Origin of the sequence: Klebsiella sp. 18074 (assembly GCF_902705905.1) — a bacterium.
Classification (GTDB): Bacteria; Pseudomonadota; Gammaproteobacteria; order Enterobacterales; family Enterobacteriaceae; genus Klebsiella; species Klebsiella terrigena.
Genome location: NZ_CACSIS010000009.1, coordinates 74,246 through 92,059, shown reverse-complemented (window position 1 = coordinate 92,059; position 17,814 = coordinate 74,246). Strand labels below are relative to the sequence as shown.

General features: G+C 56.2%; 15 protein-coding genes. 7 read left to right on the top strand and 8 right to left on the bottom strand.

The features are described 5' to 3' along the window. The first annotated feature begins 25 nt into the window (after nt 1–25). Nucleotides 26–2,263: an EAL domain-containing protein gene (locus GVK32_RS11120; RefSeq protein WP_159867858.1), complete on the top strand. Its 2,238-nt coding sequence runs from the start codon at nt 26–28 to the stop codon at nt 2,261–2,263. 40 nt (nt 2,264–2,303) lie between these two features. Here the strand turns inward: GVK32_RS11120 and ppx are convergent, their stop codons facing one another. The 4 genes from ppx to purM form a co-directional block, all read right to left on the bottom strand. Beyond that, nucleotides 2,304–3,836, bottom strand: a complete 1,533-nt coding sequence (gene ppx / locus GVK32_RS11115; protein ID WP_123710324.1) for an exopolyphosphatase — start codon at nt 3,834–3,836, stop codon at nt 2,304–2,306. Between the two features lie 3 nt (nt 3,837–3,839). Next, the gene (gene ppk1, locus GVK32_RS11110; protein WP_123710323.1) at nt 3,840–5,900 is read right to left on the bottom strand and encodes a polyphosphate kinase 1; all 2,061 of its coding nucleotides are present in this window, start codon (nt 5,898–5,900) and stop codon (nt 3,840–3,842) included. 285 nt (nt 5,901–6,185) lie between these two features. Then, complete coding sequence (purN, locus tag GVK32_RS11105; RefSeq protein WP_159867855.1) at nt 6,186–6,827, bottom strand: phosphoribosylglycinamide formyltransferase; 642 nt, start codon at nt 6,825–6,827, stop codon at nt 6,186–6,188. Further along, the gene (purM, locus tag GVK32_RS11100; protein WP_159867853.1) at nt 6,824–7,861 is read right to left on the bottom strand and encodes a phosphoribosylformylglycinamidine cyclo-ligase; all 1,038 of its coding nucleotides are present in this window, start codon (nt 7,859–7,861) and stop codon (nt 6,824–6,826) included. Before purM ends, purN begins: the two co-directional genes overlap by 4 nt. Nucleotides 7,862–8,125: 264 nt before the next feature. Between purM and bglK the strand changes: the two genes are divergently transcribed. The 5 genes from bglK to GVK32_RS11070 all read left to right on the top strand — a co-directional run bounded on the left by bglK (nt 8,126) and on the right by GVK32_RS11070 (nt 13,459). Beyond that, nucleotides 8,126–9,019, top strand: a complete 894-nt coding sequence (gene bglK / locus GVK32_RS11090) for a beta-glucoside kinase BglK (RefSeq protein WP_159867850.1) — start codon at nt 8,126–8,128, stop codon at nt 9,017–9,019. 10 nt (nt 9,020–9,029) lie between these two features. After that, nucleotides 9,030–10,460 carry a 6-phospho-beta-glucosidase gene (locus GVK32_RS11085; protein WP_159867847.1) on the top strand — a complete coding sequence of 477 codons (1,431 nt, stop codon included), beginning with the start codon at nt 9,030–9,032 and terminating at the stop codon, nt 10,458–10,460. 182 nt (nt 10,461–10,642) lie between these two features. After that, nucleotides 10,643–11,269 (top strand): uracil phosphoribosyltransferase, encoded by a 627-nt coding sequence (gene upp / locus GVK32_RS11080; RefSeq protein WP_041146687.1) that lies wholly within the window; start codon nt 10,643–10,645, stop codon nt 11,267–11,269. 95 nt (nt 11,270–11,364) lie between these two features. Then, complete coding sequence (gene uraA / locus GVK32_RS11075) at nt 11,365–12,663, top strand: uracil permease (protein ID WP_159867844.1); 1,299 nt, start codon at nt 11,365–11,367, stop codon at nt 12,661–12,663. Nucleotides 12,664–12,757: 94 nt separating this feature from the next. Beyond that, on the top strand, nt 12,758–13,459 hold the full coding sequence (locus GVK32_RS11070; RefSeq protein WP_217698328.1) for a DnaA inactivator Hda: 702 nt from the start codon (nt 12,758–12,760) through the stop codon (nt 13,457–13,459). A 44-nt stretch (nt 13,460–13,503) separates the two neighbouring features. Here the strand turns inward: GVK32_RS11070 and arsC are convergent, their stop codons facing one another. Continuing rightward, nucleotides 13,504–13,863: an arsenate reductase (glutaredoxin) gene (gene arsC, locus GVK32_RS11065; RefSeq protein WP_041146684.1), complete on the bottom strand. Its 360-nt coding sequence runs from the start codon at nt 13,861–13,863 to the stop codon at nt 13,504–13,506. A gap of 9 nt (nt 13,864–13,872) precedes the next feature. Beyond that, on the bottom strand, nt 13,873–15,336 hold the full coding sequence (gene bepA, locus GVK32_RS11060) for a beta-barrel assembly-enhancing protease (protein ID WP_159867841.1): 1,464 nt from the start codon (nt 15,334–15,336) through the stop codon (nt 13,873–13,875). Between the two features lie 225 nt (nt 15,337–15,561). On the opposite strand from bepA, the gene GVK32_RS11055 reads away from it, so the two are divergent. Next, nucleotides 15,562–16,629 carry an AI-2E family transporter gene (locus GVK32_RS11055; protein ID WP_041146682.1) on the top strand — a complete coding sequence of 356 codons (1,068 nt, stop codon included), beginning with the start codon at nt 15,562–15,564 and terminating at the stop codon, nt 16,627–16,629. 79 nt (nt 16,630–16,708) lie between these two features. Here GVK32_RS11055 and bcp read toward each other — a convergent pair whose 3' ends face one another. Together bcp and GVK32_RS11045 are read right to left on the bottom strand one after the other, a co-directional pair. Beyond that, entirely contained in the window at nt 16,709–17,179 is a 471-nt protein-coding gene (gene bcp / locus GVK32_RS11050) for a thioredoxin-dependent thiol peroxidase (protein ID WP_041146681.1), read from the bottom strand. Nucleotides 17,180–17,182: 3 nt separating this feature from the next. After that, on the bottom strand, nt 17,183–17,752 hold the full coding sequence (locus GVK32_RS11045; protein ID WP_041146680.1) for a glycine cleavage system transcriptional repressor: 570 nt from the start codon (nt 17,750–17,752) through the stop codon (nt 17,183–17,185). Between the last annotated feature and the right edge of the window lie 62 nt (nt 17,753–17,814).

Here is a 17,814-nt window from a genome sequence, read left to right as displayed (position 1 = left end):
AGTTTGGGTTATCCGTAGAGCATCTATGAGCATAATTAATCTGTACAGACAGTATCGGGACAAGTGGTGGGCGCTGCCGCTGGTGTTACCCATTCTCTTACTTCCCCTGGCGAGATGGACAAATACCTACGCTGAACTGAACGGTAATGAAGTTTCTCTTTACTATTTACCGCTGGCGCTGGTATTGAGCCTGATGCTGTTTTTTGGCTGGAACGCGCTGCCCGGCATTATCATCGGACTGTGGTGCACCGTGGCCCGTCGTATGTCTCCGGAAGAGGCGGTCGGCGTTATCTTCCACTTTCTGATCCCGGTGGTATTGTGCTGGGGCGGCTACCGTATTTTTGTCCCGCGCAGGCAGCAGATCTCGCACGGTAACGTCGGCCTGATGCCGCAGAGGCTGTTCTGGCAAATGCTGCTGCCGTCGGCTATATTCCTCGTGCTTTCCCAGTTTGCCGAGTATCTTGGCCTGCATCCTCGCGCCACGGGCCTGATCGGCATTGACCCCTTTAGTTTACGATCGCTAATCACTTTCCAGGCGCTGATGGTCGGGTGTTTAACCGGCGTACCGCTGTGCTATTTCCTGCTGCGCATTATTCGCAATCCATTACATATACGCGGATTTATTTCGCAAATTCGCCTGCAAATTGACCCCAAAATAAAGCGGATGGAGTTTATTTTCTGGGCACTCACGCTGTTAATGTTATTAGTACTATTATTAATACCCTTGAGTAATACCAGTACGATATTTAGCACAAATTATACATTATCATTACTTATGCCGGTGATGCTGTGGGGAGCAATGCGCTTTGGCTATCGCTTTATCGCGATGGTCTGGACGCCGGTATTAATTCTTATTATCCATTTTCATTACCGCTATTTGCCGTTCTTGATGGGCTGCAATAATCAGCTGGCTATCGCCTCATCCAGCTACCTGGTGTCCTCGTTTATTATCGCCTATATGGCCATGCTGGCGACGCAGCAGCGGCTGATCCACGCCCGCGTGCGGCGAATGGCGTTTCTCGACCCGGTGGTGCATATGCCGAATTTACGCGCGCTAAGCCGGGCCCTTGAAAGCTCGCCGTGGTCGGTGCTGTGCTTTTTGCTCATCCCTGAACTGGAGTTGCTGGGACGGCACTATGGGGTGATGCTGCGCATTCAATACAAGCAAAATCTGGCGGAACACCTTAGCGCCTTGCTGCAGCCGAATGAGGCCGTTCACCACCTCTCAGGCCACGACCTGGTAATCCGTATGAACTGCGACGATCACAAGGCGCGAATCGACGCGCTGGATAAGCACCTGAAGCAGTTTCGCTTTGTCTGGGACGGGATGCCGCTGCAGCCCGCGGTGGGCCTGAGCTACTGCAGCGTGCGATCGCCGGTGAAGCATCTGTATTTGCTCTTAGGCGAGCTGAATACCATTGCCGATATGTCGTTAACCAGCGGTCACCCGGAAAATATGCAGCGTCGGGGTGCGATCCACGTCCAGCATGGGCTAAAGGATAAGGTGGCGATGATGAATCAGATCCTGCAGGCGTTGGAGCTGGACCGCTTTCGCCTGATGGCGCAGCCGATAGTCGGGATCCGCGGCGATAGCTACCATGAAGTGCTGCTGAGGATGGTGGGTGAGAATGGCGAAATCATCAATCCGGATAGCTTCCTTCCGGTAGCCCATGAGTTTGGCCTTGCTTCGCGGATCGATCTTTGGGTGCTGGAAAATACGCTCTCTTTTATGAACCAGCATCGCCAGATGCTGCCCGGCCTGCGGCTGGCGATTAATCTCTCGCCGGTGTCGGTGAGCCGCAGTCAGTTTCCTGAAGAAGTGGAACTGCGGCTGGCGCGCCACGGGATTGAGCCCTGGCAACTGATATTCGAGCTGACCGAAAATCACTCGTTAACCAACCCGGAGCAGGCGCGACAAACGCTGGCCCATTTACAAGCGCTCGGCTGCCGCGTGGCGATCGATGATTTCGGTACCGGCTATGCCAGCTACGCGCGGCTGAAAAACCTCAACGTCGATCTGCTGAAAATTGACGGCAGCTTTATTCGTAATCTGGTCACCAGCAACCTCGACTACCAGGTGGTGGCCTCGATTTGCCATCTGGCGCGGATGAAGAATATGCAGGTAGTGGCTGAGTATGTCGAAACGGAGGAGATTCGCCAGGCGGTGATGTCGCTGGGTATCGACTACATGCAGGGCTACGAGATTGGCGAGCCCGTGCCGCTGGAGACGCTGGCTAACGTGGAAGTGCCGAAGGCGGTTTGACGGATAAAACAGGCCGGACGCAGAGCGCCCGGCCTGCCTACTAGCTATCAGGCTCTTCTTCGGCAATCTTCAGCAGCCAGTCTGGTACGCCTTCCCAGTACTGCTGCTCTTTTTCCAGATCGAGTAGCACCAGCGCATTTTGGCTAAACCAGTCGTGCGGGAACACCAGCGTCCAGTGGTTGGCTTCGGTCTTCAACGTCAGCGTCGGCGGCGTTGTCGTCGCCTGGCGCTGGTTGTTCAGCAGAATGCCGAGGCGTAAAAGCTGAATGAGCGGCAGGAACTGCTTTTTCTTAAACAGGGTAAAGCGCGGCAAATCGTCGAGCTTGATGGCCTTACGGTGATAGCGCACCAGCGTGGCCATCAGCATCTGCTGCTCCTGATTGAAGCCCGGCAAATCGCTGTTCTGCAGGATATACGCAGAGTGGCGATGCATACCGCTGTGGTTAATATTCAGCCCCACTTCGTGCAGCATTACCGCCCATTTCAGCAGCGCTGAGAGGTTCGGGTTATCCAGCTTAGGGTTCTGATCCTGCCACTGCTCAAAGATATGGGTGGTCGTTTCCAGCACCCGACGCGCCTGTTCGCGGTCGATATTGTACTGGTTTGCCAGGCTTTGCGCGGTGCGGCTGCGGATATCCTGATGGCGGAAACGCCCCTCCATCTCGTACAGCACGCCTTCGCGCAGCGCTCCGTCCGACAGGCGCAGCTCTTTGATGGCCAGCGCATCGAACACGCCGCACAGAATAGCCAGCCCCGGAGCAAATACCGCTTTGCGCTCTTCAGAGAGGCCCGGCAGGCTCAGCGAGTCGAAGTTTTTATACTTCAGCAGCTCAGCGACCAGCATTTCAAGGCGTTCAGGGGTGATAAAGCCGTCCTTCTCGCCCATAGCGATCAGCACTTCCTGAGCGGCCTTAATGGTCCCGGAAGCGCCGAGCGCTACGGTCCAGCCCTGGATGCGGAACTGCCACGCCAGGGTTTCCAGCTTTTGCACCGCCGACAGGCGCGCGCGCTGGAAATTCTCTTTGTTGATGATGCCGCCAGGGAAGTAAATCTGCGAGAAGCTGACGCAGCCCATTCTGCGGCTTTCGACCAGACGCGGTTCGAAATCCTCGCCGATGACCAGCTCGGTTGAGCCGCCGCCGATATCAATCACCAGCTTGCGGCCACGCTCGGGCTGAGTATGCTCGACGCCCATAAAAATCAGGCGCGCCTCTTCGTTACCGGAGATTATCTCAATCGGATAGGGGATAACCTGCTCGGCGCGCTTGAGAAACTCGGCCGCGTTCGCCGCCTGGCGTAGCGTATGCGTCCCGACGATGCAGACGCTGGAGGGCGCAAAGCCCTGCAGGCGTTCGGCAAACAGCGACAGGCAGCTAAGCCCGCGCGCGATCGCCTCTTCGCTGAGCACGGAGTTTTCATCCAGGCCATCGGCCAGATGAACCCGCTGTTTAAGGCGGCCGATGATCTGCATTGCCCCGTCGACGACACGGGCGATCACCATATGAAAACTGTTTGAACCAAGGTCGACCGCAGCAAACTCCTGGGGCCGAGGGGCTTTTTCGTTTATAGGCATAGGTTAATCGGGCTGTTCGAGTGATTTGAGATAGTCATAGATCGCCATCTGAGCGCGAACTTTACGGCGGTTGCCGCGCGGCACGTAGCTATTACTCAGTTCTTTATCAAGATAGCGTGCTTTCACCGTGTCGTTGAACAAGATGTCAAAAATATCCAGCACCCGCTGTTTCAGGCGCGGGTCAAGCAGCGGCGCGGCGACTTCGATACGGTAGTCGATATTGCGCGTCATCCAGTCAGCGGAAGAGAGCCAGACCTGCTTATCACCACCGTTTTCAAAGACATAGACGCGGTCATGCTCAAGGAAACGGTCGACGATGCTGGTAACGCGAATGTTGTCGCTAATCCCCTCAAGACCCGGGATCAGGGAGCACATGCCGCGGATTAGCAGGTTAACGGGAACGCCGGAGCTGGAGGCCGCGTAGAGGCGGTCAACCAGGCCCTTATCGACCAGGTTGTTCAGCTTAAGGGTGATCCCGGAAGGCTGGCCGTTCTGGGCGTTAGCAATTTCGCGATCGATCATCTCATACAGCAGGCGGCGCGAGTTCTGCGGCGACACCAGCAGATAGTCAAAGCTAACCGGACGATATGGGTTTTCGATAAAGTTGAACACGCGACGAACTTCATTGGTAATGCGCGCATCCGCGGTGATCAGGGAGTAGTCGGTATACAGGCGCGCGGTTTTTTCGTTGAAGTTACCGGTGCCGATATGGGCGTAGCGCACAACCTCGTCGCCCTCTTTACGCGAAATCAGGAACAGCTTGGCGTGGATCTTCAGCCCAGGGGCGGAGAAGATAACGTGCACGCCGGCCTCAGTCAGGCGCTTCGCCCAATGAATATTGGCCTCTTCGTCAAAGCGCGCCTGCAGCTCGACCACCACGGTGACTTTTTTACCGTTGTGGGCGGCGTGGATCATGGAGTCAATGATCCGCGAGTCTTTAGCGACGCGGTAAATATTGATTTTGATCGCCAGCACGCTGGGGTCGAAGGAGGCCTGGCGCAGCAGTTCCAGCACGTGCTCAAAGGTGTGGTACGGGTAGTAGAGCAGCACATCGCGTTCGCGGATGGCGTCGAAACCGTTGCGGAACTTATCAAACCAGGTGTGGCGCAGGCGCGGCAGCGGCTTGTTGACCAGGTTAGCTTTGCCGACGTTCGGGAAGCCGATAAAGTCTTTAAAGTTGTGGTAACGGCCGCCCGGCAGCATCGAGTCATAGCGTGAAATCGAGAACATGGCCCGCAGCATTTCAACCATGGTGTCCGGCATATCGCGCTGATAAACAAAACGCACCGGCTCGGCGGTGAGGCGCTGTTTCAGGCTGGAGGACATCAGCTCCATCAGGCTCGATTCCATCTCGTGCACCAGATCGTACTCGGCGTCACGGGTCATTTTCATCGAGTAGGCGTTCAGCGCATCGTAATCGAAGAAGCCTTTAAAGATGTCATCCAGGCAGTAGCGCAGAATGTTATCGAGCAGGATCATTGGCTTGCGGCGACGCGGGGCTTCCGGCGGCAGGTTAACAAAGCGCGGAACTTTGTCTGACGGAATTTCCAGCAGGGCGTAGTTAATGGTGTCGCCGCGAATGATTTCCACCGCCAGATAGGTGTAATCATCTTTCAAAAACTGGATCAGGTCCGTTTCGCGGTTAATCAAAATAGGGGTGATGTGCTGGCGCAGGTACTGCTTAAAGTAGTTGCGCAGCCAGGACTGCTGGTTGACCGACAGCTGACGTTCGTTAATCAGGAAGATCTGATTTCGCGCCATCTCCAGCAGCAGCTCATTGTAGAGGCTGTCAAACTCCTGGTCGGCCTTCAGCACCCTGGCCTGGATTTTACCTAATAAGTGGCGAGAATGGGCGGTACTACCTTGCTCTTCACTGATGATGATGCGGCGCTTAAGTTCAGCGAAGCGCACTTTATAAAATTCATCGAGGTTGTTGGAGTAAATGCCCAAAAAACGCATGCGCTCAATCAGTGGGTTGCTCTTATCCGCCGCTTCCTGAAGTACGCGTTCGTTAAAGGATAACCAGCTGAGTTCTTTCTCGATGTATAGCTTTTCCTGGCCCATTACAACTCACACTCCGGTTGATTGATGTTGCTTTTTCATTATGGCGAGCTTTGCCATTGAATGTCCAACTATGTCAAAGAAGTATGACAGTTTTCTTTCAATGCGCTGCGAAGAAAAGGCGGTCGCTTTCCTTTGCTCATTCTGTGTGCAAAAGACGCTGATTCTGATGCTTGCTGCCGTACGCCGGGCGCAAAAATGCATCCGTCGCCCGGTCTTCTGGCGCAGATAAGCGGTGGCAGCGGGGGCAAAAAAAACGCCTCTGACGGATGTGAGAGGCGCTATCTATTACTCTTCTGCCGCATATCCCTGCGGCGGCAGAGGCGCATCGTCAAGCCAGGCCTGACCGCCCTCCATGCGCAGACGACCGTCGACAAACCAGCTGACGACGAGCGGATAAATGGCGTGTTCCTGGGCCTGCACGCGGGCGGTAACGTCATCTTCGCTATCGCCGGCGAAAACCGGCACTTTGGCCTGCAGAATAACCGGGCCGCCGTCCAGCTCATCGGTGACAAAATGCACCGAAGTTCCGTGCTCCTCATCGCCGTTTTCCAGCACCTGGCGATGGGTATGCAGCCCGGGATATTTAGGCAGCAGGGAAGGGTGGATATTCAGCAGCCGCCCCTGATAGTGGGCAACAAACGCCGGACTCAGAATGCGCATGTAGCCCGCAAGCACCACCACATCCGGCGCGTAGGCGTCGATCTCGTGCATCAGCTCGCGATCGAACGCTTCACGATTGGCGAACTGGCTGGCGGTGAGCGCATGGGTCGGGATACCGGCCTCACGCGCGCGTTCAAGGCCGAAGGCATCGGCCTTATTGCTAAATACCGCTCGCAGGGTGCCGCCGATCTGTTGCCGCGCGCAGGCGTCAATCATTGCCTGCAGGTTACTGCCGCTACCGGAGATCAGCACCACGATGTTTTTCATTCAATGACCACACGCTGTTCGGAATCAGAGGCTTTGATATAGCCTATTTTCCACGCGTTTTCACCTTTTTCGTTCAGCAGAGCGATGGCACTATCGACGGCTTCCGGCGGCAGCGCGATGACCATGCCGACGCCGCAGTTGAAGGTCCGATACATTTCGTGGCTGCTGACGTTGCCGGCAGTTTGCAGCCATTTGAAGACTTCCGGCCACTGCCAGGAGGATTCGTCGATCACCGCCTGGGTGTTATCCGGCAGAACGCGCGGGATATTTTCCCAGAAGCCGCCGCCGGTCAGGTGAGCAATAGCGTGAACTTCAACGTTAGCGATCAGGTCCAGCACCGATTTTACGTAGATGCGGGTCGGCGCCAGCAGATGGTCGGCCAGCGACGCACCGTTTAGGTCGGTGGTCTGCGGGTCGACGCCGCTGACTTCAATAATTTTACGCACCAGCGAGTAGCCGTTGGAGTGCGGGCCGCTGGAACCCAGTGCGACCAGCACGTCGCCGTCGGCAACTTTGCTGCCGTCGATAATTTCTGATTTTTCTACAACCCCGACGCAGAAGCCCGCGACGTCATAATCATCGCCATGGTACATGCCGGGCATTTCTGCAGTTTCGCCGCCAACCAGCGCGCAGCCTGACTGCAGGCAGCCTTCGGCGATGCCGCTGATAACGCTGGCCGCCGTATCGACGTCCAGTTTTCCTGTCGCATAGTAGTCGAGGAAGAAGAGCGGCTCAGCGCCCTGAACCACGAGGTCGTTTACGCACATGGCCACCAGGTCGATACCGATAGTGTCGTGACGCTTGAGGTCCATTGCCAGACGCAGCTTGGTGCCGACGCCGTCAGTGCCGGAGACCAGTACCGGCTCGCGGTATTTCTGCGGCAATGCGCACAGTGCGCCGAATCCGCCCAGTCCACCCATCACTTCCGGGCGGCGGGTTTTCTTCACCACACCCTTAATACGGTCGACGAGCGCGTTGCCTGCATCAATATCTACGCCGGCATCTTTATAGCTGAGAGAGGTTTTATCGGTCACTGCGAAGTCTCCACACATTTGCGGTAGCAAGAAAAATCGGCGCAATTCTAACAGGGATAGCAAACGTTTGCGAGCCTGCTTTACAGTCGGCGTTAATCGGCGGCGAGATGGACAAATTTGATACTGTTCACGAAAATGAAACCGGGTACATTCTTGTGCTTGCCTCTGTGAGCCAGAATGACCATTATGCCACTGAAACCGGTTTCTCTTTTTGTTTAAGCGAGCCGAACGACGGTACCGAGGGGATTCAGGAGGGGGGACAGGATGAGCATTGCCGCATTTGATATTGGTGGCACGGCGCTAAAAATGGGCACGATGACCAGCACCGGCGAACTGCTGGAGAAGGGAAAGCAGCCGATTCGCGACAGCGACGGCGAGCAAATTTTGCAGGCCATGCTGGCGTGGATTGCCGCGCACCCGGAGTGCGAAGGGGTGGCGATCAGCGTGCCCGGCTACGTTAATCCGCACACCGGCTATATCGAAATGGGCGGCGCTATCCGTAGATTCGATAATTTCGCTATCAAAACCTGGCTTGAACAACGGACCCGACTTCCTGTCGCCATTGAAAACGACGCTAACTGCGTGCTGCTGGCCGAGCGCTGGCAGGGCAAAGCCGCCAATATAAGTGATTTTCTGGTCCTGACGATTGGCACCGGGATCGGCGGGGCGATCTTCTGTAATAACCGACTGGTGCATGGCGCGAGCTTTCGCGCCGGCGAATTTGGCTATATGCAGACCCAGCGCCCTGGCACCCGCGACGTTCGTCGCTACTCAATGAATGAGAATTGCACGCTGCGTATTTTGCGCCAGCGCTACGCCGAGCATTTCGGCAAAACGCTGGAAGAGGTGACCGGGGAAGAGATATTCGATCGCTACGACAGGGGCGATGCGACCTGCCATCGGCTGGTGGCCGAATTCTTTAACGGCCTTGGTACCGGCCTTTATAACCTCGTCAACGTGTTCGATCCGCAGACTATCCTCATCGGCGGCGGCATTGTGGAACGTCCGGGTTTTTTGATGCTGCTGCGTGAACATCTGGCCTGGTTTGGCATTGCAGACTATATCGACACCGTCAGCCACGGCAACGACGCCGGGCTGATTGGCGCCGTTTACCATTTCAATCAGCAATACCGGTCGCCGACGGGCGATCGCTCATAAGGAAGAGAACATGTCTGGATTTAAAGAAGGTTTTCTGTGGGGCGGCGCGGTCGCGGCGCATCAGCTGGAAGGCGGCTGGCAGGAGGGCGGCAAAGGCGCGAGCGTTGCCGACGTGATGACCGCAGGCGCCCACGGCGTGGCGCGTGAAATTACCGACGGCGTGGTGGCGGGTAAAAATTACCCTAACCATGAGGCGATTGATTTTTATCATCGCTATAAAGATGACATTCAGCTGTTTGCGGAAATGGGCTTCAAATGCTTTCGTACCTCTATTGCCTGGACGCGTATTTTCCCACTGGGCGACGAGCAGGAGCCGAATGAAGCCGGGCTGCAGTTCTATGACGATCTGTTCGACGAGTGCCTGAAGCACGGGATTGAGCCGGTTATTACGCTCTCCCACTTCGAGATGCCTTATCACCTCGTGAGCGAATACGGCGGCTGGCGTAACCGTAAGCTGATTGATTTCTTCGTGCGCTTTGCGCAGGTGGTGTTTAAGCGCTATCAGCATAAAGTGAAGTACTGGATGACCTTTAACGAGATCAACAACCAGGCAAACTTCCACGAAGACTTTGCGCCGTTCACCAACTCGGGGCTGAAGTTCCTGCCGGATGAGGATCGCGAGCCGGTGATGTATCAGGCCGCGCACTACGAGCTGGTTGCCAGCGCCCTGGCGGTGAAAGCCGCGCGGGAGATTAACCCGGCGCTGCAGGTTGGCTGCATGATTGCGATGTGCCCCATTTACCCGCTCTCCTGCGCGCCTGACGATATGATGATGGCGATGAACGCCATGCACCGCCGCTACTGGTTCACCGACGTTCACGTGCGCGGTAAGTACCCTCAGCACCTGCTCAACTACTTTGCGCGCCGCGGCTTTGCGCTGGATATCACCGAAGAAGATCGCGTGGCGTTAAGCGAAGGCTGCGTCGACTATATTGGCTTCAGCTACTATATGTCGTTCGCCACCAAGGCCACCGAAGATAATCCGCAGCTGGATTATGATGAGACGAAAAGTCTGGTCTCCAACCCGTACGTGCAGAAATCAGACTGGGGCTGGCAGATTGACCCGGTTGGGCTGCGCTACTCCCTGAACTGGTTCTGGGATCATTACCAGCTGCCGCTGTTTATTGTTGAAAACGGCTTTGGCGCTATCGACGTGCGCGAAGCTGACGGCACGGTGGACGACCAGTACCGCATTGATTATCTCTCCGCCCATATCGCCGAAATGAAAAAAGCGGTGGTGGAAGACGGCGTTGACCTGATGGGCTACACCCCGTGGGGCTGTATCGACCTGGTCTCTGCCGGAACCGGCGAGATGAAAAAGCGTTACGGCTTTATCTACGTCGATAAAGACAACGAAGGTAACGGCACCCTGGCCCGCAGCCGCAAGAAATCTTTTGCATGGTATCAGCAGGTTATCGGCAGTAACGGCGAAACCCTCTAAACTGCCCGAAAGCCCCGTGAAACCCCGCCTGCGCGGGGTTTTTTTATTTTGATTTATACTGGCTCAGGCAGCGCAAAGCATTTTGGTTGATCCCGGTCAAACATATCGGCTATGGCGCAAATGGGAAAAAGCGGTATAATCCCGCGATTTTTTTTGTGGCTGCCCCTCAGAGGAGAAAGAGAATGAAGATTGTGGAAGTGAAACACCCACTCGTCAAACACAAGCTGGGCCTGATGCGCGAGCACGACATCAGCACCAAACGCTTCCGTGAACTCGCCTCAGAGGTTGGTAGCTTACTAACTTATGAAGCCACCGCCGACCTGGCGACCGAAAGGGTCACCATCGAAGGCTGGAATGGCCCGGTTGAAGTTGAGCAGATCAAAGGTAAGAAAATTACCGTCGTGCCTATTCTGCGCGCCGGCCTCGGCATGATGGAAGGCGTTCTGGAACACGTCCCGAGCGCGCGCATCAGCGTCGTTGGCATCTACCGCGATGAAGAAACCCTCGAGCCGGTGCCTTACTTCCAGAAGCTGGTCTCCAATATCGACGAACGTATGGCGCTGGTGGTTGACCCGATGCTGGCAACCGGCGGTTCGATGATCGCCACTATCGACCTGCTGAAAAAAGCGGGCTGCTCAAGCATCAAGGTGCTGGTGCTGGTTGCCGCTCCGGAAGGGATTGCCGCGCTGGAGAAAGCGCACCCGGACGTCGAGATGTACACCGCGTCCATTGACCAGGGCCTCAACGAGCACGGATATATTATTCCCGGGCTCGGCGACGCCGGCGATAAGATTTTTGGTACTAAATAATTGCAGCATTAATAAGAAGCCGACTTTAAGAGTCGGCTTTTTTTTGAATAAAACACGCCAACAGCAACTAATAACGACACTCAGAGGAAAACACTATGACGCGCCGCGCAATCGGGGTGAGTGAAAGACCGCCGCTTTTACAGACAATCCCGCTAAGTTTGCAACATCTGTTCGCTATGTTTGGCGCAACGGTGTTGGTGCCAGTCCTGTTTCACATTAACCCGGCTACCGTGCTGCTGTTTAACGGTATCGGCACGCTGCTGTACCTGTTTATCTGTAAGGGCAAAATCCCGGCCTATCTGGGGTCGAGCTTTGCGTTTATCTCCCCGGTTCTGCTGCTGCTGCCGCTGGGCTATGAGGTCGCGCTGGGCGGCTTTATTATGTGTGGCGTGCTGTTTTGCATCGTCTCCTTTATTGTTAAAAAGGCCGGCACCGGCTGGCTGGACGTGATGTTCCCGCCGGCGGCCATGGGGGCTATCGTCGCGGTTATCGGTCTTGAGCTTGCCGGCGTCGCGGCGAATATGGCCGGCCTGCTGCCCGCCGACGGGCAGTCTCCCGATAGCAAAACCATTATTATCTCGATGGTGACGCTGGCGGTGACTGTCTTCGGTTCGGTGCTGTTCCGCGGCTTCCTCGCCATCATCCCGATTCTTATCGGCGTGCTGGTGGGCTACGCGCTCTCCTTTGTGATGGGCGTTGTCGATACCACTCCTATCGCCGAGGCGCACTGGTTTGCGCTGCCGACCTTCTACACCCCGCGCTTTGAGTGGTTTGCGATTTTCACCATCCTGCCCGCCGCGCTGGTAGTGATTGCCGAACACGTCGGGCACCTGGTGGTGACGGCGAATATTGTTAAAAAGGATCTGATTCGCGATCCCGGCCTGCACCGCTCGATGTTTGCCAACGGCCTGTCGACGATGATCTCCGGCTTCTTTGGCTCGACGCCCAACACCACCTACGGTGAAAACATCGGCGTGATGGCGATTACCCGCGTCTACAGTACCTGGGTTATCGGCGGGGCGGCGATTATCGCCATTCTGCTCTCCTGCGTCGGCAAGCTGGCAGCGGCGATTCAGATCATTCCGCTACCGGTAATGGGCGGCGTATCGCTGCTGCTGTACGGCGTGATCGGCGCATCGGGTATCCGCGTGCTGATTGAATCCAAGGTCGATTACAACAAGGCGCAGAATTTGATTCTGACCTCGGTGATTTTGATCATTGGCGTCAGCGGCGCGAAGGTGCACATCGGCGCGGCGGAGCTGAAAGGCATGGCGCTGGCGACTATCGTTGGCGTCGCCCTGAGCCTGATCTTCAAATTAATTAGCGTCCTGCGTCCGGAAGAGGTGGTTCTCGACGCGGCTGATACGGCTGATGACGCCGAGGCAAAACGCTGATCCTCCAGCCGGGCGGCGATCCCGCCCGGTTCTCTCACGGCAGACTTCGTGATAAACTCTCCGCGTTTTTCTGTCAGTCTATGATGAGGTCCATCTGAACGCACCGGCACAGCTCTCCTTGCCACTGTACCTTCCTGACGATGAAACTTTTGCGAGTTTTTGGCCGGGTGGTAATCCTTCTCTTCTCGCTGCCTTACAGAACGTTCTGCGGCAGGAGCATAGTGGGTACATCTATATCTGGTCGCGTGAAGGCGCGGGGCGCAGTCACCTGCTACATGCCGCCTGTGCGGAGCTTTCCCAGCGCGGCGATGCGGTGGGCTACGTGCCGCTGGATAAGCGTACGTGGTTTGTTCCGGAAGTGCTGGAGGGGATGGAACAGCTTTCGCTGGTTTGTATCGATAATATCGAATGCGCGGCCGGCGACGAGCCGTGGGAGATGGCGATCTTCAACCTTTACAACCGCATCCTGGAGTCGGGTAAAACCCGCCTGCTGATCACCGGTGATAGCCCTCCGCGCCAGCTCAATCTTGGCCTCGCGGATTTGGCATCGCGCCTCGACTGGGGACAAATCTACAAGCTGCAGCCGTTGTCCGATGAAGACAAGCTGCAGGCGCTGCAGCTGCGCGCGCGGCTGCGCGGGTTTGAGATGCCGGAAGACGTCTGCCGCTTCCTGCTCAAGCGCCTCGATCGCGAAATGCGCTCGCTGTTTATGACGCTCGATCAGCTCGATCGCGCTTCTATTACCGCCCAACGTAAGCTGACCATTCCCTTCGTTAAAGAGATCCTTAAGCTCTAGCGAGCCATTGGGATCGGCGCCATCATGACGATGGCGCATCCTGCTTAATTCACGATATCCAGCACCTGTTCCGGCGGTCGGCCGATCCGCGCCTCGCCGTGGCTGACGACGATAGGGCGTTCAATCAGCTTCGGGTTGTCGACCATCGCCTGAATCAGCGCATCTTCACTGAGCTGAGGATCGGCAAGTTCCAGTGACTTATACAGATCCTCCTTCTGGCGCATCAGCTCGCGGGCGCTCACCATACCCAGCATTTTCAGCAGCTGGCGCAGCGTCGCCGCATCCGGCGGCGTCTCCAGATAGAGCACCACTTCAGGGTCGATACCGTTCGCCTTCAGCAGGCTGAGGGTGTCGCGGCTCTTGGAGCAGCGAGGGTTATGGTAGATTTTTACCGCGTCAGACATGGGGTCTCCTTACATTTTTTGATAGGGGCGGAAGCGTTCCTGCAGCTGGCGCAACTGATCGATGCGCGCATCGTAGCGAGCCTGCTGCAGGCTGCCCAACTTCACCTGTGAACTGGCGCTGCTGAGCAGCGAAATCGACTGTGCAAGCTGGCCGACCAGCGCCATACCTTCCGCACGGGCCGCCAGCTCCTGATCGCGATGGCCGAGGGCCGCTTCCGCCTGCGCCAGCAGATCCCAGCCGTTGCCATCGTCCTTATTATTAAAGGTGTAGCGGTTAAGGATATTCGCCGCGTCGGCCGGCTGGCCGCCCTGCAGGTAGGCGTTGGCGAGGTTCAACTGCAGTACCGGGTTGGTGCGGATTTCGCGGGCGTTCTTCAGGCGGTTAATCGCATCGGCCGTTTTTTTCTGGCCAAGGTCAATATCGGTTGCCAGATCGAGATACCAGGCATTTTGCGGATCGGCGCTCAACAGGGGCTGCAGGGTTTTACGCGCAAGATCGTAGCTATTGTTGCCCATCGCCAGCAGGGCGCGGCCGTACTGCGCGGCGTGCTGCTCGCGGATATTGCCTTTCGCCCATGCGTTCAGCAAATCGTCGCCGAGCTTATTGTCCCCGGAGTTGTACATCCCCAGCGTTCGCGCCTTGGCCATATAAAAATCGGCCGACGATTGCACCACCACCGGACGCATCTGATTCGCGCGGTTGCGGGCGTCGGACAGGCGGCTTTCCGGCAGCGGGTGGGTTAGCAGCATTTCCGGCGGCCGGGTGGAGTAGCGCGACTGGTCAAGCAGCTTGCTCATAAAAGCCGGCATGGCCTGCGGATCGAACCCGGAGCGCTGCAGCACCTGAATACCGATGCGGTCGGCCTCTTCTTCATTCTGGCGGGTAAAGCTGATTAATCCCTGCTGGGTACCGGCCAGCGTGCCGGTGAGCGCGGCCATACCGGCCTGCGGGCTGGCCATCGCCAGCAGAATCGAGCCCAGCGCGCCGACCCAGGTCAGCGGGGCGTTGCGCTTTTGGTCTTCCATCGCGCGTGCGAGGTGGCGCTGGGTGACGTGTGAAATTTCGTGCGCCATGACCGACGCCAGCTCGCTCTCCGTATCCGAGTAGCGGAACAGGGCCGAGTGCAGCACGACGTTGCCGCCAAAGAAAGCGAAGGCGTTAATCTGGTCGTTGTTAATCAGGTAGAAGTGGAAGGGCGTTCGCACCGAGTTGGCGTGCGCAACCAGGCGCATACCTAATCCGTTAATGTACTGCACCAGCAGCGGGTCGTTGATCAACGGAGCGCTGCCGCGAAGCTGGCGAACGTAGTAATCCCCCATCTGCATTTCCTGACCGATGGAAAGCGTGCTTCCTGCAGAGGTACCCATATCCGGCAGGGTATCTGCGGAGTCAGCAAAAGCAGGTAAAATCGAACCCAGCGTCAGCGACGCTATCACGGTTGCCACCAGCGTTTTCTTTAACTGCCTGAACATAACCTCTGTCCTGTGTATGTGGGTGTGCCAGTTTGACCGGTAGGGCGGCGTAATGTTCCATTTCCGCGCGTCCTGCGAGTTTAGCTGTCGTTGACGCCGTTGAAAATATGATCTTGCTGCGGGAAGTCATGTTTGTGGTTTTGCTAATAAAAAGCGAAGTCTTTTTTGTGACGTTTAGATACAATTCCTCGGGTTGTTGCAGTTTTGCGCTTCAGGGAAGGGTTTATGCTTGAGATGTTAATACAGTGGTACCGCCGCCGGTTCAGCGATCCGGAGGCGATAGCGCTGCTGGTTATTTTGCTGGCTGGATTCGGCATTATGTTCTTTTTCAGCGGTCTTCTGGCGCCGTTACTGGTGGCTATCGTGCTGGCCTATCTGCTGGAGTGGCCGACCGTCAGGCTCGAGCGCGTGGGGCTATCGCGTACCTGGGCGACGTCGTTCGTTCTGATACTGTTTGTCGGTATTTTGCTGCTGATGGCCTTCGTAGTGATGCCCGTCGCCTGGCAGCAGGGGATCTATCTGATTCGCGATATGCCGGGCATGCTGAATAAGCTCTCCGATTTTGCCGCCACCGTGCCGCGCCGCTATCCGGCGCTGATGGACGCCGGGATTATCGACGCGATGGCGGACAATATGCGTAACCGCATGCTGACCGTCGGCGATTCGGTGGTGAAGTACTCCCTGGCCTCGCTGGTCGGCTTATTGACCCTGGCGGTCTATCTGGTGCTGGTACCGCTGATGGTTTTCTTCCTGCTGAAAGACAAAGAGCAGATGCTCAACGCCGTACGCCGCGTGCTGCCGCGTAACCGCGGGCTGGCAGGGCAGGTGTGGAAGGAGATGAATCAGCAAATCACCAACTACATTCGCGGTAAGGTGCTGGAGATGATCGTCGTCGGCGTGGCGACGTGGATCGGCTTTATCCTCTTCGGGCTCAACTATTCGCTGCTGCTGGCGGTGCTGGTCGGATTCTCGGTGCTGATCCCCTACATTGGCGCCTTCGTAGTCACCATTCCGGTGGTGGGCGTGGCGCTGTTTCAGTTCGGCGCGGGCACCGAGTTCTGGAGCCTGTTTGCGGTATACCTGATTATTCAAGGGCTGGACGGTAACCTGCTGGTGCCGGTGCTGTTCTCGGAAGCGGTAAACCTGCATCCGCTGGTGATTATTCTGTCGGTGGTTATCTTTGGCGGGCTGTGGGGATTCTGGGGCGTATTCTTTGCCATCCCGCTGGCGACGTTAATCAAGGCGGTGGTGCACGCCTGGCCGGACGGACTGGTGGTTGAAGAGGATAAATAGCGCGACGGCTTGACGAACCAGGCGCTAAAACGGACGCCGGGGCGGTGAAATGCCCCGGCGTCCTGCGTTCGATAAAACGTTAGCCGTTTTCTTTCAGCCAGTTCAGCACCACGTCGTGGTGATTGCTGGTTTTGAAGTTATCAAACACGTGTTCAACTTTGCCATCTGTATCAATCAGGAAACTAATACGGTGAATACCGTCGTAGGTTTTCCCCATAAACGATTTTTCGCCCCAGATACCAAACTGCTCGCAGACCTGATGGTTTTCATCAGACAGCAGCGTGAAGTTCAGCAGCTCTTTTTCGGCGAAACGGGAGAGTTTTTCTGGTTTATCCGTACTGATGCCCAGTACCTCAACGCCCGCTTTTTTTAAGTCATCCATATTATCGCGCAGGCCGCAGGCCTGGACGGTACAGCCCGGGGTCATGGCTTTCGGGTAAAAATAAACCAGAACACGCTGTCCCTGGAAGTCGGTCAAATTTACTTCCTCGCCGTCCTGGTCTGGTAAGCTAAATTTCGGTGCAATATCACCGGCTTTCAGTGGATTCATTACTCAAACTCCATCCTGTTCATCATGCTGTGAATAATTAACGATGTTAATACTGCCTTGTGCATTGAGTTCTGTACATAGGGCTTTGAACGCTTGTTCGATATTTGATGCATTTTGCGTAGCGGGACTGTGCGCCGTTATCTGGATGAACAGTTGGGCTGAATCGTCATCACTGCCGACCTGGGTACGAGAAACCAGCTCGGCGATATTCATATTCCACGCGTCAAACAGGGCGGTGAAGCGCTCGATAATATGCGGCGAGTCAGGTACCTCAACCTGGACCCAGACCGTATTTGGCATGGCCTGAGGCGGGCGGGCGGTCGTCCGTTTCATCACGATCAGCAGATCCAGCTCGGCACCTTTCAGCGGTAGAGTCGATTCAATCAGGTTAATCGCGTTCCACGTACCAGAAAGCAGCATGATAAACGTAAATTCGTCACCGAGCATGGCCAGCCGGCTGTCTTCGATATTACAGCCGCAGCTGCTGACATGGCGGGTGATCGTATTCACGATGCCGGGACGGTCAGCGCCCAAAGCGGTAATAACCAGATAGTGTTGTAATGAGGCGGTCAAACCTGTTCTTCCTTTAAAAAGGTGAGGTAACATTAGGAAAGCATAAAAAAAACCGGCATACA

Coding starts and splice junctions, on each gene's coding strand:
- upp (WP_041146687.1), top strand. CDS start 10,643: ATGAAGATTGTGGAAGTGAAACACCCACTCGTCAAACACAAGCTGGGC.
- ppk1 (WP_123710323.1), bottom strand. CDS start 5,900: ATGGGCCAGGAAAAGCTATACATCGAGAAAGAACTCAGCTGGTTATCC.
- bepA (WP_159867841.1), bottom strand. CDS start 15,336: ATGTTCAGGCAGTTAAAGAAAACGCTGGTGGCAACCGTGATAGCGTCG.
- bcp (WP_041146681.1), bottom strand. CDS start 17,179: ATGAATCCACTGAAAGCCGGTGATATTGCACCGAAATTTAGCTTACCA.
- purN (WP_159867855.1), bottom strand. CDS start 6,827: ATGAAAAACATCGTGGTGCTGATCTCCGGTAGCGGCAGTAACCTGCAG.
- GVK32_RS11055 (WP_041146682.1), top strand. CDS start 15,562: ATGCTTGAGATGTTAATACAGTGGTACCGCCGCCGGTTCAGCGATCCG.
- bglK (WP_159867850.1), top strand. CDS start 8,126: ATGAGCATTGCCGCATTTGATATTGGTGGCACGGCGCTAAAAATGGGC.
- GVK32_RS11085 (WP_159867847.1), top strand. CDS start 9,030: ATGTCTGGATTTAAAGAAGGTTTTCTGTGGGGCGGCGCGGTCGCGGCG.
- arsC (WP_041146684.1), bottom strand. CDS start 13,863: ATGTCTGACGCGGTAAAAATCTACCATAACCCTCGCTGCTCCAAGAGC.
- ppx (WP_123710324.1), bottom strand. CDS start 3,836: ATGCCTATAAACGAAAAAGCCCCTCGGCCCCAGGAGTTTGCTGCGGTC.
- uraA (WP_159867844.1), top strand. CDS start 11,365: ATGACGCGCCGCGCAATCGGGGTGAGTGAAAGACCGCCGCTTTTACAG.
- GVK32_RS11120 (WP_159867858.1), top strand. CDS start 26: ATGAGCATAATTAATCTGTACAGACAGTATCGGGACAAGTGGTGGGCG.